This is a genomic window from Enterococcus diestrammenae (genome assembly GCF_049384045.1).
GTDB lineage: Bacteria > Bacillota > Bacilli > Lactobacillales > Enterococcaceae > Enterococcus_C > Enterococcus_C diestrammenae.
In genome coordinates this window covers 70,792-85,286 of record NZ_JBMRGR010000012.1, presented here as the reverse complement: position 1 = coordinate 85,286, position 14,495 = coordinate 70,792, and the positions used below count along the sequence as shown (strand labels likewise).

At 45.0% G+C, this 14,495-nt stretch carries 16 protein-coding genes; 10 read left to right on the top strand and 6 right to left on the bottom strand.

Features of this window, described 5'->3' with window-relative positions; translation table 11 throughout:
* The first annotated feature begins 55 nt into the window (after positions 1 to 55).
* Entirely contained in the window at positions 56 to 538 is a 483-nt protein-coding gene (locus ACO03U_RS09565; RefSeq protein WP_161870698.1) for a DUF2798 domain-containing protein, read from the top strand.
* Between the two features lie 102 nt (positions 539 to 640).
* On the opposite strand, the gene ACO03U_RS09560 is transcribed toward ACO03U_RS09565, so the two are convergent.
* The 3 genes from ACO03U_RS09560 to ACO03U_RS09550 form a co-directional block, all read right to left on the bottom strand.
* Positions 641 to 1,267 (bottom strand): sugar O-acetyltransferase, encoded by a 627-nt coding sequence (locus ACO03U_RS09560; RefSeq protein WP_204686789.1) that lies wholly within the window; start codon positions 1,265 to 1,267, stop codon positions 641 to 643.
* 233 nt (positions 1,268 to 1,500) lie between these two features.
* The gene (locus ACO03U_RS09555; RefSeq protein WP_423104658.1) at positions 1,501 to 2,715 is read right to left on the bottom strand and encodes a toxic anion resistance protein; all 1,215 of its coding nucleotides are present in this window, start codon (positions 2,713 to 2,715) and stop codon (positions 1,501 to 1,503) included.
* A gap of 157 nt (positions 2,716 to 2,872) precedes the next feature.
* Positions 2,873 to 3,550, bottom strand: a complete 678-nt coding sequence (locus ACO03U_RS09550; protein WP_161870700.1) for a 5-bromo-4-chloroindolyl phosphate hydrolysis family protein — start codon at positions 3,548 to 3,550, stop codon at positions 2,873 to 2,875.
* Positions 3,551 to 3,936: 386 nt separating this feature from the next.
* Here ACO03U_RS09550 and ACO03U_RS09545 point away from each other — a divergent pair, with 386 nt between their 5' ends.
* The 5 genes from ACO03U_RS09545 (at position 3,937) to ACO03U_RS09525 (ending at position 6,812) form a co-directional block, all read left to right on the top strand.
* Entirely contained in the window at positions 3,937 to 4,515 is a 579-nt protein-coding gene (locus ACO03U_RS09545; protein ID WP_161870701.1) for an NUDIX hydrolase, read from the top strand.
* A complete protein-coding gene (gene macP, locus ACO03U_RS09540; RefSeq protein ID WP_204686734.1) occupies positions 4,508 to 4,882 on the top strand; it encodes a cell wall synthase accessory phosphoprotein MacP in 375 nt (124 codons plus the stop codon). Before ACO03U_RS09545 ends, macP begins: the two co-directional genes overlap by 8 nt.
* 49 nt (positions 4,883 to 4,931) lie before the next feature.
* Complete coding sequence (locus tag ACO03U_RS09535) at positions 4,932 to 5,627, top strand: 5'-methylthioadenosine/adenosylhomocysteine nucleosidase (protein ID WP_204686735.1); 696 nt, start codon at positions 4,932 to 4,934, stop codon at positions 5,625 to 5,627.
* Between the two features lie 184 nt (positions 5,628 to 5,811).
* Positions 5,812 to 6,357 (top strand): cysteine hydrolase family protein, encoded by a 546-nt coding sequence (locus ACO03U_RS09530; protein WP_204686736.1) that lies wholly within the window; start codon positions 5,812 to 5,814, stop codon positions 6,355 to 6,357.
* A gap of 149 nt (positions 6,358 to 6,506) precedes the next feature.
* On the top strand, positions 6,507 to 6,812 hold the full coding sequence (locus ACO03U_RS09525; protein WP_161870705.1) for a hypothetical protein: 306 nt from the start codon (positions 6,507 to 6,509) through the stop codon (positions 6,810 to 6,812).
* A gap of 153 nt (positions 6,813 to 6,965) precedes the next feature.
* On the opposite strand, the gene ACO03U_RS09520 is transcribed toward ACO03U_RS09525, so the two are convergent.
* The 3 genes from ACO03U_RS09520 to ACO03U_RS09510 all read right to left on the bottom strand — a co-directional run bounded on the left by ACO03U_RS09520 (position 6,966) and on the right by ACO03U_RS09510 (position 10,788).
* Positions 6,966 to 8,870 carry a M13 family metallopeptidase gene (locus ACO03U_RS09520; RefSeq protein ID WP_204686737.1) on the bottom strand — a complete coding sequence of 635 codons (1,905 nt, stop codon included), beginning with the start codon at positions 8,868 to 8,870 and terminating at the stop codon, positions 6,966 to 6,968.
* 311 nt (positions 8,871 to 9,181) lie between these two features.
* On the bottom strand, positions 9,182 to 10,153 hold the full coding sequence (locus ACO03U_RS09515) for a ribose-phosphate diphosphokinase (protein WP_161870707.1): 972 nt from the start codon (positions 10,151 to 10,153) through the stop codon (positions 9,182 to 9,184).
* An 83-nt stretch (positions 10,154 to 10,236) separates the two neighbouring features.
* A complete protein-coding gene (locus ACO03U_RS09510; protein WP_204686738.1) occupies positions 10,237 to 10,788 on the bottom strand; it encodes a hypothetical protein in 552 nt (183 codons plus the stop codon).
* A 375-nt stretch (positions 10,789 to 11,163) separates the two neighbouring features.
* Here ACO03U_RS09510 and ACO03U_RS09505 point away from each other — a divergent pair, with 375 nt between their 5' ends.
* The 4 genes from ACO03U_RS09505 to ACO03U_RS09490 all read left to right on the top strand — a co-directional run bounded on the left by ACO03U_RS09505 (position 11,164) and on the right by ACO03U_RS09490 (position 14,426).
* Positions 11,164 to 12,162 carry a YeiH family protein gene (locus tag ACO03U_RS09505; protein WP_161870709.1) on the top strand — a complete coding sequence of 333 codons (999 nt, stop codon included), beginning with the start codon at positions 11,164 to 11,166 and terminating at the stop codon, positions 12,160 to 12,162.
* Positions 12,163 to 12,195: 33 nt separating this feature from the next.
* Positions 12,196 to 12,633 (top strand): universal stress protein, encoded by a 438-nt coding sequence (locus ACO03U_RS09500; protein WP_161870710.1) that lies wholly within the window; start codon positions 12,196 to 12,198, stop codon positions 12,631 to 12,633.
* A gap of 189 nt (positions 12,634 to 12,822) precedes the next feature.
* Positions 12,823 to 13,965, top strand: coding sequence for a cysteine desulfurase family protein (locus ACO03U_RS09495; protein WP_161870711.1), 1,143 nt, complete (start codon positions 12,823 to 12,825; stop codon positions 13,963 to 13,965).
* Between the two features lie 116 nt (positions 13,966 to 14,081).
* Entirely contained in the window at positions 14,082 to 14,426 is a 345-nt protein-coding gene (locus ACO03U_RS09490; RefSeq protein ID WP_161870712.1) for a DUF1831 domain-containing protein, read from the top strand.
* Positions 14,427 to 14,495: the final 69 nt, after the last annotated feature.

Sequence of the window (14,495 nt, the reverse complement as noted above, 5' to 3'; positions counted from 1 at the left end):
GGCTTTTTTGCGTCTTATGGGTTTTTCTGGTAAGAAAAGAATTGGAGGAAGAGTAATGCCCCGTAACAAAAGAGAAAGTTTGATTTATACTGTATTGATGTGTGCCTTTATGGTGCTGTGGATGAGCATTTATAATGTTGCTTTGCATAATGGTGAGCTGAGTTGGCAAGTGGTAGAAGAAGCCTGGTTGGGCTTTCCGATTGGTTTTGTCGTAGCGATGTTTTGTGACTGGTTTGTGGTTTCGGGTCCGGCAAAAGGTGTGGCTTTTGGCAAGTTGTTGAAACCTCACCATGGCGATCTTCGCAAAGTCATCACGGTTTCTTGTTGTATGGTGTTGCCGATGGTTTTCATCATGTCCCTTTATGGCGCATTGGAAGTGGCAGTTACGACTCAGCAATGGTCCAAGCTCTTAATGATGTGGTTGACCAATATTCCCATCAATCTGATCATGGCTTTGCCTTTGCAACTGTTGATCGCAGGGCCTATCGTCCGCAAGCTTTTCCGAACAGCTTTTCCAGAGGGGAAAGTTTTGGCATGAGCTATAGATTGTAGATAGGCGTCTTAATGACCGACTTCGGCAACTAAAAAAGCTTCTCCCAAAATTGGGAGAGGCTTCTTTTCGCATCTAAATAGTAGACAATTATTTTCCTTGAAACTGTTCTTTCGCTTTATGGTAGGCAGCTTGTTGGGCGGACCATTTTTGTTTGTCAGCTTCACCAAGTTCGCGGATGACACGAGCGGGATTGCCACCGACAAGGACGTTTTCTGGCACATCTTTGGTAACGACGGCACCAGCAGCGACGATACTATTCTTACCGATGGTTACACCAGGGAGAATCGTAGCTTGGGCGCAAATCCAAACATTGTCACCGACTGTGATAGGCAGGCCAAATTCTAGTCCTGAATTGCGAATCGCGGCATCAGTGGGGTGGCCGGCAGTATAAAAGCCCACCCGGGGTCCAATCATGACGTTGTCGCCAAATGTAATGGTGTTGACATCGATGAAAATCGGATCGACATTGCAATAGAAATTTTCGCCTAGATGAAGATGGCTACCAAAATCCACGTAGAGAGGGGGATGGATGAAATAGCTTTTGCCGTGAGAGCCCACCAACTCGCCTTCTAGACGGACAATTTCGTCAAAATCGTTGAGGGGAACTTGGTTGATTTGCTGGGTTAATAACTTGCCCCGCATATCGCCAATCCCGGGAAGGACGGACTGTTCAGGGGGCAAGTCTGAGGCCAGGTATAGTTTGCCAGCCATCATTTGTTCATAATCAAAATTTTTCAAGGGAGAACCTCCTAGAATTTTTAACTGTCAGAAAAGCAACCTGTGGCAAGAAGGCTTGCTTTTGCTGGAGTGAGGCAAGGTTTGCCGCAAGCCAGCTTTTTATGTAGCCGCTTTCTGACTCGACGTCTTATTATACGCCTTCTGCTTTTAAGATACGAGCACAAAAAAAGCCCTACACCATTTTGGCGTAGGGAGGAGAGCTTGTGGAGTTAACGGCCGTTGTTGGAAGTCAGTTCTAAGAGTTTGTTTTTGAGATCTTCTTCCATGGTGCCCAATTCGATTTCGGCAGCCCGGCGTTTTTCCTTACCTTCTTGTTGGATACGCAAGGTTTCTTGGAGGGTTTCCACTAAGTCGTTTTGGGTCTTTTGCAAGGTTTCGATATCCACGATGCCCCGTTCATTTTCTTTAGCAGTTTCGATAGCAGAGACTTTCAACATTTCCGAGTTTTTCTTCAAGAGATCGTTGGTGGTCTCTGAAACTTGGCGCTGAGCAGTCACTGCGTCTTTTTGGCGTAACAAGGTGAGGGCAATCACCACTTGGTTTTTCCACAATGGAATCGCCGTGTTGATGGAGGCTTGGATTTTTTCGGCCAAGGCTTGGTTGGTGTTTTGAATCAAGCGAATTTGTGGGGCTTGTTGGATCGTGATTTGCCGTGCCAACCGCAAATCGTGGGTCCGTTTGTCCAAACGATCCAAAAATTGGCCGTAGTCATTGACGATTTGGACGTCCATCTGGTCGCCGGAAGTTTCGGCTTTTTTCATGGCTTCGGGAATGATCGTCGTTTTTAGTTCTTCGGCTTTCAATTCTCCAGCAGCGATATAGATATTCAGTGCATCGAAGTAGTCTTTATTTTTGTGGTAAAGCTGTTCCAACATCAGGTTGTCTTTTAACAAGCCGTCTTTTTCTTTGTCTAATTTAACGGCGATTTTATCGATTTGCGCGCCCATTTTTTGGTATTTGGCAGTGATCTCATAGATGGATTGTTTAACTTTGCCAAACATCCGCTTGAAAAGACTACCTTCCCCAGCCCGTAACTCATCAGGGTTGGCTTCGTTTAGGCGATACATCAATTCGGTCAAACTATCTCCCACAGGTCCAATATCATTGGCTTGGACATGGTTTAACATGGATTGGGAAAATTCGCTGAGTTTTTGTTGAGCAACAGCCCCATAGGTGATGACCCCTTGTTGGTCGGTGGCATCGATTTTTGCGGCTAGTTCTTTGGCTTGAGCTTGGCGTTCTGGTGGCAATTTATCCACGAGACGGTCGGCTTTTTGTTGTTCTTGTAGGGCGTTGATTTCTGTTTTTTGGGTTTCTGTCAAAGAGCCGACTGGTGTAGTGAAGGGGCTATTTAGTAAGTCCTCCAAAGTCGAATCCACGTTTTGTGTGGGTTGTTGGGGTACATTGTTTTCTGTCATGTTCATTCCTCCAATGGTATGGGCGCTACTAGTGGAAAAGATCCTGTAGGCCAGTTTCACTCAAATACGTTGCTTTGGCTATCAATTTGCTAATTGTTATGAGAAAGGATGACGCCCTCCCGACTTAGGAGAAGCGCTGATTCGAAAAAAGCTAGCGCAGAGGCTAGACTTTTTCCACCGTTGTGCTATTTATATTATCCCGTTTTAGGCTCTGTTTGGCAATGGAAAGCTCAATATCCATATCTTCTAAATCATCTGCCACAAACTGTTGGTAGTCTTGGGCGATTAAGGAAGCCATTTGGTCGATAATCTGGGAGCTTTCTTCAATCTTTTCGTAAGTCTCTTTGCTCTTGATCTCGTGGCTGTTAATCTCGATAAACTTGTCCGTCAGTTCCACCATGTTTGGTAGATGAGTGTACAAGAAATGGTTGGCACAATGAAGTTTTTGTGGTTCCTTCACCAATTCCTTAAACAGTGCTTTGGAGGCCCGTAAAGTATCGTGGCGCAAGTCGATGGCTTTCAACTTAGCACTTTTATTGATATTGTCTTGGAGTTGTTGAATTTGGACCTTGGTTTGGCTCATAGTATCCCGGAAAAAATCAATCTCACTGGTACTCATGCCACTGTCCAAGTAGTGCTGCTCTTTTTCTTTTGAAAGCAGTGGGACGACACTTTTGGGTACCACCTTTTTCGGTGCCGAACCTTTCAGCCCCAAAACTACTAACAAGACGCCGCCGATGACTAAAAGAAAGGGCAACGAGTTGTTGGAATAACGCAGCATGTCCCATAATAAAAGGGCAATGGGGACGCCAACGATAGAATATAAAACAACTTTTTTCATAGGGATATCCTCCTGAATGTGGTACCGACTCCTTGTCAATGAGGAGGCAACATCAAATTTGCCATCATCATGGGAGAAGCTCGGTGACGAGGGGTGTCCTCGTGGTTATCTTGTATAGCGAGTAAAGCTTAGCCGTCTCTTGTTGACTACAAAATCATTTTAGCACGCAGCTAGGACAAAAAAAATCAGACTAAGGGTTGATTTTTCCAATTTAGTAAAAACATAAGATTTCTTATGACGATTTTAACGGCACATTTTCAGAAAAACGTGTATACTAACAGTCAAAGCGCCTGCCCAAAAGATTTTTCATGACCTGTGTGTTGGAAATCTGGCAGTGGCAAACTGTCTCTTTTAGATAGAATAACAAAACAGAAAGTGGGAGTGAAATGCTTTCGTTTGAAGACTTTGAAGAAAAAACGATTAAACGCCAAGAACTTTTTCATGGCAAGATTATTGATGTGGTCCTCGATGATGTCGCCTTGCCGATGGGAGGAACCGCCCAACGTGAGCTAGTCTTTCACCATGGCGGTGTCGGCATTTTGGCGATAACGCCTGAAAACAAACTATTGCTTGTCCGGCAGTTTCGTAAACCATTGGAACAGGTTAGTTTAGAAATTCCTGCGGGCAAAATCGATCCCGGTGAAGGTCAGCATCCTGAAGTAACCGGTTCGCGGGAGCTAGAAGAAGAAACTGGCTATCGCCCCGGCGAGTTGGTGCACGTGGCTTCCATGTATCTGTCCCCAGGTTTTTCCAATGAAATGCTCCATATCTATCAAGCCTTGGACATGGTAAAAGTGGAAAATCCCCGGGCAATGGACGAAGACGAAGTGATCGAAGTCTTGCAATTGACCCTAGACGAAGCCAAAGCCGCGGTGGCCACTGGGGAGATCTGTGATGCCAAGACATTGTATGCCATCCAATATTGGGAACTGGCCCTGGCTAAAGGACGTGATGCTTATGAGTAAGAAGCCTTTGATTACCCGCTCGGCTTTGCGTTCTCGCAAAAAACAGCTTTCTGAGCAGGAGGAATCTGCGCTGTTTGATACCGAAAATCAAGTAGCAGAACGGAGCCAACAAACCTTCCACATCTCGCGCAAACAGTCAGTGCCTACTCAAAAAATCACTGATAAGCAAGCAAAAAAAGAATTGGCACAAGCGGAAAAGCAAATCGACAACTTTTATCGAAAAGAAAAGAAGAAGACCAAGCCTCTAAAAAAATCTCGTAGCCTGGAAAACCAACGCTCACGGGATTTAAATGGTTTTTTGACCGGGGCTATCATCGTGGTTTCTCTATTGATTGTCGTGGTAATGTTGGCCACCTTCTTCTTATAAAAATCAAGAAAATTACCGGTGAAAGTTTTCCGGTGAATGGAGGATAATTATGAAAATTGGAATTATCGGCGCGATGGATCAGGAAATCAAAATCCTCAAAGAACAGATGGAAAATCCCGTCTCGTGGGAACGGGTGGGGGCATTGTTTGTATCTGGTGGCATTGGTCGCCATGAAATCATCTTAGTGCGCTCGGGCATTGGCAAAGTGGCGGCGAGTACCATCACGAGCCTTTTGATTCAAAAATATGGCGTCAATATGGTCATCAATACGGGTTCTGCTGGTGGCATCGGTGAAGGCCTACAAGTAGGCGATCTCGTAATTTCTGAAAAACTAGCTTATTTTGATGTGGATGTCACTGGGTTTGGCTATGAATATGGCCAGTTGCCAGCAGGGATGCCGCTGTATTTTGAAGCTAGCAAGTATTTAATCAGCGAAATGACCAAAGCCGCTGAAGCTACGAATCACCAAGTTCGTAAAGGATTGATCGTGACCGGCGATACTTTTGTCAATAATCCCGCCAAAGTAGCTGAAATCAAAACTCATTTTCCAGATGCTTTAGCCAATGAAATGGAAGGAGCTGCCGTAGCGCAAACTGCCTTCTTGTTTAAGATTCCTTTCTTAGTCGTGCGGGCCATCAGCGATACGGCGGATCACGATGCAGCCATGACCTTCGATGAGTTTATCGACGAAGCTGGTAAACGCTCGGCTGAAATGGTTTTGGCATTTGTGCGCCATTTGGTTTAATCTATTGAGTTAGAAGTGAAATCCTGACCTTTTTTTATTGAATACTGGAAAAGGTCGGGATTTTTTTATCTGTCAAGACACTTCTGTTCGAAATACCCACAAAAACTTGGTATACTAGGAGAAAATGTTCTGGTAATGCGAGAGTGTACCACTATTGCACTGCCAGTTGACAGGAGGAAGCTGAATGAAAGCCTTACTTTCTATTGATTATACTTATGATTTTGTTGCCACCGACGGCAAACTGACTACTGGTGCTGACGGGCAAGCCATCGAGGCAGCTCTCGTGCAAACTACTAAAGAGTTTATCGCAGCCGGTGATTTTGTGGTGTTTGCCATCGATGCCCATGACCCTACCGATGATTTTCACCCAGAAAATAAGCTGTTTCCACCCCACAATGTGATTGGGACCAGTGGCCGTCAGCTGTATGGCAGTTTGGCCCCTTTATATGAGGCGCATCAAGGAGATAAAAACGTCTACTGGATTGATAAGCGTCATTATTCTGCCTTTAGTGGCACGGATTTGGATATTCGTTTGCGGGAACGGGGGATTACGGATATTTATTTGACTGGGGTTTGTACAGATATTTGCGTGTTGCATACGGCAGTCGATGCTTATAATTTAGGCTATCGGATTCATGTCTTGCAATCGGCGGTCGCTAGCTTTGATCCGGTGGGGCATAAGTGGGCCTTGCAGCATTTTGCCAATACTTTGAGCGCGGAAATCCTGTAATTGTCAAAAAATCAAATAAAACATCTGATATTTTAAAAGGACATATCTTTCGCCAAACGCTAGTTTTTTAGCTATACTCAGGACAGAGGGTGAGACGCTGCGGCCACGGTTTGTGGCAAGGAATCTCATGCCAAAGAGGAGGAAAAAACATGGGTATTTTTGATCGTTTGAAAGACGGCTTTGATATGTCTGATATCCCAGGTATTATCAGTGATTTACAAAAAGATGGTGGCGTAGATTTAGGTTCTTTGATGAGTGGCGATTTCTTGAAACAATTCACCAACTTTTCAAATATGGGTGATATGCTTGGCAAATTAGGCATTAGCGATGCTAGCCAAATTACCGAATTGTTGCAAGACAAATCGAAAAAAGCAGAAGCAGACAAAGTTGTTGATGAAAACAGTCAATTTTCTGATATGGCGGAAATGGTCAAAGCTGCGTTGCAAAAGAAATAAGACGAATAAACGTCTCTCAACTGTTGGTAATCCCTTAGTTGAGAGACGTTTTTTATCGCTTGAAAAATAGCCTTTCAACCTAGCCTTGATACAAGGGTCTGAGTTGAGAGGCTATTTCGTATATTGCCAGCTAGTTGGTAGCCAGCTGCTAGTTTACCAGATATGCACGCGTTTTTCTGGTGGCAAGTACATTTTATCCGTTGGTTCGATTTGGTAGGTGCTGTAGAAATCGTCAATATTTGCCAGTTGGACGTTGGCTCGCAACTTAGCCGGAGCGTGGACATCGATGGCCAAGAGGAGTTGTTGGTATTGCTCCCGCGCTTTGGTGCGCCAGATTTTGGCCCAGTTGGTGAAGAAATCATCTAAGGAAACATCGCCGTCGCGTTTGGCAGCTGCTAGGGCACAGCTCAAACCGCCAGCATCAGCGATATTTTCTGAAACGGTCAAGGTCCCGTTGACTTTGCCACCTGCAAATTCGATCCCATCAAACTCGGCAATCATGCCTTTTGATAGTTCTTCAAAGTGGCGCAAATCAGCTTCAGTCCACCAGTTGTTCATATTGCCAAACTCATCAAATTTGGCGCCATTGTTGTCAAAGGCATGGGAGATTTCGTGGGCGATAACGGCACCGATTCCGCCGTAGTTGGCGCTAGCGGATTGTTCCAAACTATAAAAGGGTGCTTGCAGAATCGCTGCCGGAAAGACGATGACGTTTAAGAAGGGATGATAGTAGGCATTGACGGTAGCGGCGCTCATTTCCCACTCATCCCGGTCTTTTTCTTGACCATATTTGCTAAAGTTGTCTTCTCGCACGATCCGAGAAAAAGCCAGGGCGTTTTCGATCAGCGTGCCGCCAGCTTCTTTGGTTTTGGTGATGAACTTGTCATAATAAGCGGGAATCTTTTCGGGATACCCCACATGAATGCCTAGCGTGTTTAGTTTTGTGATGGCTTTTTGACGGGTCTCATAAGAAAGCCAAGTATTTTTTTCCAGACGTTCTTGATAGATCCTAATCATGGTGTGCACCATATGTTCGACATCGGCTTTGGCTTTTGGTCCAAAATATTTGCGACCATAATAACTGCCCACCACCTGACTGAAGCGCCCATTTGCTAAGTAAAAGGCGGCTTTTTTAGGTGCTTTGGCTTCAGTGATACCAGAGAGATAACGGCCATAGGTACCACCAAGTTGGCGCAACTCTTCACTTAGATAGCCAGTATAGCCAAGAGCGACTTGCATCAGCATCCAATGTTTAAGTAATACAAAGTTTTCTGGCGTCACGATGCTGTCCAAGGCTTTAAAATACTCCGGTTCAGTGATGATGATTTTTTCTGGTTGGGTGCCGACTAGGGTTTCGGTGAGTTTGCCTAAATCCAATTGACTAGAGTAGGCACGAAATTCGCCAAAGCTTCGAGGATTGTAGTTTTTGCTATAGTCGGCATTTTCTTCAGAACTGCGTACATGGGGGACAATCAAGGCATCGAAAGCTTGCGCATCTGCCATGATTTTTTTGGCTTCTGCTATCTCATAGCCCATCTTGTTTAGCACTTGGACCGTCATCTCAGAGAAGACCTCCATTAAGTTTTGGCCTTGGGGATGGTCAGCTTCATAGTAAGTTTTATCTGGCAAAATCGTCCCAGCTGGTGCAGCAAAAAACGTGTTAAACTTGGTGTTTTTCATGTCTTGGTCGACCTCTACCGCAAAAGGTAAAGGCAGGCCGGATAAGACCCAATCAGCCAGTTGCCCATCTAAATCGGCTAAATTTGACAGGCTCACAACCCGGTCTAATAGTGGTTGAATCGGGGTGGCTCCCAATTGATCCCGCATCTCGTAGTCGTTAGCCAGTTGGTAATAAGCGATGGCGTCTTGCATTCGACCAGCGGGGATTGTTTCTGGATGGGCGACAAAATGGTCAAACTCCGCCATCAATTGTTCATCGATACCATCCACCAAATCTTGAAAGCCGCCAGTCGCCGGTTTGTCTGCCGGGATTTCAGCGGTTTTCAGCCAGTCACCGTTGACATATTCGTAAAAATCTTGTTTTTGTAATGAAGTCATGGAAATTCCTTCTTTCTTGTTTGCTCACACGCGAGCTTGTGATTATTCCTCGGAAGTCGGATAAGCGCCAGCTCCTGTGCCAATTACCCCCATTATCGTACAGGTTTCATTATTCTACAAAGATTTTGCTGTTTCTGCTAAATGATGGTTGCGGTAGTTTGCTGGAGCAACTAGTGGCATCAAACAGAAAAATACGCGAAAAAACTAACCAAATCAAAAACACCAATCCTTTCGATGAGAGATTAGACACATCGGAAGGATTGGTGTTTTTGTGGATCATCTTGCTGGCTCTACTTTTTATTTAGTAGCAATCAATCGAAACATTTTTCTTCTAGTTTAAACAACGGACTCATGGGTTTGTTTTCGTGGATGACTTTGACTGCGTCCCCCATCAATTCGCCACAGCTGATGTATTCCATGTTGCTTGGGTGGCGTTCTTCAGCCGTCAAACAAGAATCGGTGACACATAAGGTTTTGATCTCGGAGTTTTCGATCAGTTCTTTGGCAGGTGGGGACAACAAAGCGTGGGAGGCACAAGCGTAGACTTCTTTGGCACCAGCATCTTTCAAAAACTTGGCGGCTTTAGCTAAAGTCGCCCCGGTGTTTAAAATATCATCCACCATGATACAAGTCTTGCCTTTGACATCCCCGATGACGTAGCCGCCATTTGGATCGCTTTCTTCTTGGTCAACGATCGCCAGGGTGGTATTTAAGTATTCCCCGAGACTACGAGCGCGTTGAACACCGGAGTTTTTCGGTGACACCACAACATAGTCATCACCGGTCATCTTTTGATCGCGGTAGTAGCGCGCAAATAACGGCATGGTGAAGAGGTTGTCCACTGGAATATCGAAAAATCCTTGGACTTGGACGGTATGGAGGTCGAGGGTCAAGACCCGAGTCGCACCAGCTTCTTGGAGGAGATTGGCGATCAATTTAGCTGTGATCGGTTCGTGAGGTTTGGCTGTGCGGTCTTGGCGGGCATAGGCGTAGTAGGGCAAAACGACATTGATTGTCTTGGCACTGGCCCGTTTCAATGCATCGATCATGATCAATAGTTCCATGTAATAGTCGTTGACGGGTTGGTTAGTGGCTTGCACGAGATAGACGTGAACCCCCCGTACCGTTTCTTCAATACTGATGGAAATCTCGCCATCTGAAAATTGTTTGATGGCACAATCCCCTAGCTTGACCCCAAAAGTCGCAGCAATCTTTTCAGCTAACGGGGTATTCCCATTTAAGCTAAAAATTTTCAGTGGCTTTTCTTCGTAATTAACGCCCATTTTGTCAATCGTCCTCCCAAATAATCGTGAATTTTCTTTATTCTAACACAAAATAACCTGAAAATGTGTTGAAACTTTCGTAATTAAGGTAAGGAAACGGTGCCATTGCCCCAATCAGCGGGAATCACTTTGCGGTAATTGCCCCAATTGTCATGGACTTTGTAATAGCGTTTGCCTGCTGTTGTTTCCATAAATGCGTAGGCAGTGACCCAATGATTGCCATAGGTGGAGCCTTTTGCTTTGAGTAAACCCACGACGACAGGCTTGCCTTGTTGCAGGCGTTTGGTGGTACGATACCAGCTACCTACCATGGTGGCGCGGGGACGATAGGGTAGATGAAAATAACTAAAATATTTCGAAAGGCCATGAGCAACTTGATAAGCAATTGTCGGCATTTCGTGGGGCTGTATCAAAATCCGCAGAAACTCTGACAAAGTCTTGCCATCTGGCTCACCTTTTTTGCGAAGGGTGGAGGGAATCATGCTTTCCTCCACATGATCTTGATAATAGGCCAACAAAACCGCCGTGGCATGGGTCCCACACAAATAACCAGCATGGGTAATCCAATCTTTATAAGGTTTAAAAAGCTGTTCATCAATCCCAATCCATTGATCTTTTGGATAGTTCGTAGTCACAGTCAAGGCCTCCTTTGGCTTTGGAACTTCAAGTTATTTCTATTATAGCGGAAATCATAGAAAACCGATATCAAAGGCCTTTAGCTGAAATCAAAGGCTTGGCAAACGACTTTCTTGCTATTTATTTCCTATGAGGTGGCTTACTAAGGCCTTTTTGTTTTTGGGAAAAAAGCTTGTGCAAAAATGGCGAGGTATTTAGAAAGCTAATACCAGCTATTGAATTAATTCATTGTACAGAGGGGAAAGCCTTGCTCTACACTGATTGTGGCTGACTAAAAACAGAGGCGTGCCATCGGAGTAGAAGGTAAGCTATGAGTTATTGGCACTGCTTTTTTCTGTAAGTCTTCAGCCATTTAGAAGGAGGAGAGCACTTGTATGTTTGAAATTTTTAAAAAGAGGGGATTTTGGATTGCCTTTGCTAGCACGTTGGTTTGTTCCTTGCTAGGAAAATATTTATCCTTACTTCCTGGGTTGAGCCTGATTGGCGCATTGGTTATTGCTTTGTTAATCGGGATGTTGTGCCAAATTAGTTCACCATTGATTTATGCCAGTGTGGATGGGATTGGCTTTATTTCTAATAAGTTTTTGCGTCTTGGTATTATTTTATTAGGGTTTCGTTTAAATCTGGTATCCTTAGCGGAATCCGGGATCAAAACCATCGTCATGGCGTTTGTCGTCGTGTCATTTACGATTGCCGTGGTTTACTTTTTCTGTCGCTTGTTGAAGGTGGACAAAGAATTGAGTTTCTTAGCTAGCTTTGGTTGTGCCATCTGTGGCGCCGCTGCGGTTATGGGGATTTCCCCACAAGTCAAAGCCGACAAGGACAACTCCGTACTGGCGGTGGCAGTCGTTTGTATCATGGGTACGGTCTTTACTTTAGTCGAGGTAGCGTTATTAAAAGTCTTGCCTTTTACGGATGTCCAATTTGGGATTTTGAACGGTGCCTCCTTGCATGAAATCGCCCATGCCGTGGCTGCTGGTGGGGCCGGTGGGACGGTGGCTTTGGACAATGCCATCATCATGAAATTATCGCGGGTTTTGTTGTTAGCCCCAGCTGCTATGATTGTCGGTGCCCTCTATCAAAAACGTCATAAAAAGGACACCGATGAAAAGCAAAAATTACCAATTCCTTGGTTTATGGTGGGCTTCTTGTTGACCAGCGCCTTTGGAAGTTTTGGTCCTTTGTCACAAGGCGTGATCGATCAACTCGTCGCTTTGGCATACATTTTCTTGGGGATGGCGATGGCTGCCTTGGGGATGAGTGTCAACTTCAAAGTCATCATCGCTCGCGGCCGCAACGTCTTTATCGCATCATTTTTGGGTTCGGTTTGCTTATTGTTGTTAGCCGGAGCCGGTGCCTACTTGTTCTTTTAATAAAGTGTTTACTACGAGAAAGGAGCAATTGTCATGTCAACGATTTTACTGACGTTAGATTCGTTAGCTGGTGTGACCAGCTATTTGGAAAAAAGCTTTGAAATGATCCAAAAATTGCAAGGAGAAAACGTCTTGTTGCTGGATATTTTGGATACAGCTGAATTGGAACTAGCTGAGGCGCAAGATGACGATTTCTTGCCAGCCCTGGAAAAATCCAAAGAAGCAGCGCTAGAAGCACTTTTGGCCCAACTGCAAACCCGCTATCCAGAGGTGGCGATTGAAGCTAGTCTTCAAACCGGTAATCCCAAACGCAAGATTATCGATGAGGCCAAACGGTTAAATGCGGAGCTAGTGATTAGTGGTAGCCATCAATACTCGAACTTAGAATATTTGTTGTCTCATGGTTCGGTGGCAGCTTACTTGGCAAAACATTTGCCTTGCGATTTGCTGATTTTGAAGGGTGAAGTATAAGTGTAAGCAAAAAAAGAGGCTTACGATGACGACTGTCATTGTAGGCCCTTTTTGTTACCATAAGCACCTGCTCAAACCACCAATATTTTGCCAAGAACTTTTCCCCTATGCTAGAATGATTAAGAAAGTAACACTAGTTTTAGTAACCAGATCAAGGGCTCACGACAGGGGCAAAAAGGGGACGTAAACATGAACGGTTATTTTGATCACGGGGCAACGACGCCACTACGGCCAGAAGTCATCACTGAGATGCAACGGATTTTGACTGAGGTTTTTGGCAATCCCTCAAGTATCCATGGCTACGGACGACAAGCGGCCATGGAACTGGAGCTGGCGCGGGATGTCATCAGTCACTCATTGGGGGTAAAATCCCATGAAATTATTTTTACCAGTGGCGGGACAGAAGGGGACAATACGGCAATCATCGGTGTGGCAGAAGCCCATCGTCAACAAGGTCGTCATTTGATCACCACCGCTATCGAGCATCCGGCAGTGCTAGAAACGATGCATTATCTAGAGACGCGGGGCTTTGAAGTGACCTATTTGCCTGTGGATGAAAAAGGTCAGCTGCAAGTATCAGATTTGGCACAAGCCTTGCGACCAGATACGACCCTTGTTTCCATCATGTATGCCAACAACGAAACAGGCAATTTACTACCTATCTCAGAAATCGGCCAGTTGTTAAAAGATCATCCAGCGGTCTTCCACACTGATGCGGTGCAGGCTTATGGCAAAGTCGCGATTGCACCCAAAGAGCTAGGAATTGATTTGTTGAGTGTTTCCGCCCACAAAATCAACGGACCAAAAGGCGTGGGTTTCCTGTATAAAAGTGATCAGACGATGTTACCGGCGCTGCTTCATGGTGGCGAGCAGGAAGAAAAACGCCGCGCGGGTACCGAAAACTTGCCGGGAATTTGCGGGATGGCTAAGGCTGTTAGCTATTTGACACCCGCTGTACAAGAGGAAAATTGGGCAACCTATGACCATTTTGGTAAGCTATTGACCAATCGTTTGACCGAAGCTGGTGTGAAATGGGCGTTAAATGGTGATTTTGAACATAAATTACCCCAGACATTGAATCTGCATTTTCCTGGTGTCAGCAATGATTTGTTGCTGATGAAACTGGATTTGCTGGGGATGGCGATTTCTACAGGTTCAGCTTGTACCGCCGGCAATGTCGAACCGTCTCACGTGCTAGAGGCGATGCATGGTGAAAAGAGTCAAGTTACCAAAGAATCCATTCGTATCAGCTTTGGCTATGGCAACACGGAAGAAGCGGTGCTAGAGTTGGCTGACAATCTCGTGAAACTAGTCTTGGATGTCCAAAACTAGCGATTTTGGCTAGCAAAAATCACTAGCAACTTATATAATTATCAGTAAGCAACTAAATCGCTTGCAAGCTTGTGCAAAGCAAAGCTGTTAGCTAGAACATACACGAGGTGAAAACAATGGCATTTCAAGAAAAGGCAACAGTATTAGGTTGCCCCGTCAACTACCAACTGGCACCAGAGGCAAAGCGCTATACCCTAAGAGACAACGGCTTTACGGAAACCAACGGCCGCAATTACCAACTGATTCGTCCCTTAGAAGCAACGCCTCAAAGTAAAGAAGGCTTTAAACTAAAAATTACAGTGGACCAAGACATCAAGACTTTAAAAATGTCTATCACCACTGCCAACGGTTTGAAATCCGTCAATATCTTCAAAGATGACAGTCACAAAATGCTGCAAGATAAGTTTTATTTCTTGATGGATGGCTTTATTAGCCGGGGCTTGTTTGTCAAAGTAGACTAAAGCAAATGAACACCGCGAGAGTTTTCTCGGGGTGTTTTTTTATGATAAAGAACCTCATGTGTCAGTTCC

What these genes read in the sequence shown, in the direction of transcription:
- ACO03U_RS09520 (WP_204686737.1), bottom strand. Translation starts at nt 8,870, where the DNA reads ATGACTTCATTACAAAAACAAGATTTTTACGAATATGTCAACGGTGAC.
- ACO03U_RS09490 (WP_161870712.1), top strand. Translation starts at nt 14,082, where the DNA reads ATGGCATTTCAAGAAAAGGCAACAGTATTAGGTTGCCCCGTCAACTAC.
- ACO03U_RS09505 (WP_161870709.1), top strand. Translation starts at nt 11,164, where the DNA reads ATGTTTGAAATTTTTAAAAAGAGGGGATTTTGGATTGCCTTTGCTAGC.
- ACO03U_RS09495 (WP_161870711.1), top strand. Translation starts at nt 12,823, where the DNA reads ATGAACGGTTATTTTGATCACGGGGCAACGACGCCACTACGGCCAGAA.
- ACO03U_RS09530 (WP_204686736.1), top strand. Translation starts at nt 5,812, where the DNA reads ATGAAAGCCTTACTTTCTATTGATTATACTTATGATTTTGTTGCCACC.
- ACO03U_RS09515 (WP_161870707.1), bottom strand. Translation starts at nt 10,153, where the DNA reads ATGGGCGTTAATTACGAAGAAAAGCCACTGAAAATTTTTAGCTTAAAT.
- ACO03U_RS09525 (WP_161870705.1), top strand. Translation starts at nt 6,507, where the DNA reads ATGGGTATTTTTGATCGTTTGAAAGACGGCTTTGATATGTCTGATATC.
- ACO03U_RS09550 (WP_161870700.1), bottom strand. Translation starts at nt 3,550, where the DNA reads ATGAAAAAAGTTGTTTTATATTCTATCGTTGGCGTCCCCATTGCCCTT.
- ACO03U_RS09500 (WP_161870710.1), top strand. Translation starts at nt 12,196, where the DNA reads ATGTCAACGATTTTACTGACGTTAGATTCGTTAGCTGGTGTGACCAGC.
- ACO03U_RS09555 (WP_423104658.1), bottom strand. Translation starts at nt 2,715, where the DNA reads ATGAACATGACAGAAAACAATGTACCCCAACAACCCACACAAAACGTG.
- ACO03U_RS09560 (WP_204686789.1), bottom strand. Translation starts at nt 1,267, where the DNA reads ATGATGGCTGGCAAACTATACCTGGCCTCAGACTTGCCCCCTGAACAG.
- macP (WP_204686734.1), top strand. Translation starts at nt 4,508, where the DNA reads ATGAGTAAGAAGCCTTTGATTACCCGCTCGGCTTTGCGTTCTCGCAAA.
- ACO03U_RS09545 (WP_161870701.1), top strand. Translation starts at nt 3,937, where the DNA reads ATGCTTTCGTTTGAAGACTTTGAAGAAAAAACGATTAAACGCCAAGAA.
- ACO03U_RS09565 (WP_161870698.1), top strand. Translation starts at nt 56, where the DNA reads ATGCCCCGTAACAAAAGAGAAAGTTTGATTTATACTGTATTGATGTGT.
- ACO03U_RS09535 (WP_204686735.1), top strand. Translation starts at nt 4,932, where the DNA reads ATGAAAATTGGAATTATCGGCGCGATGGATCAGGAAATCAAAATCCTC.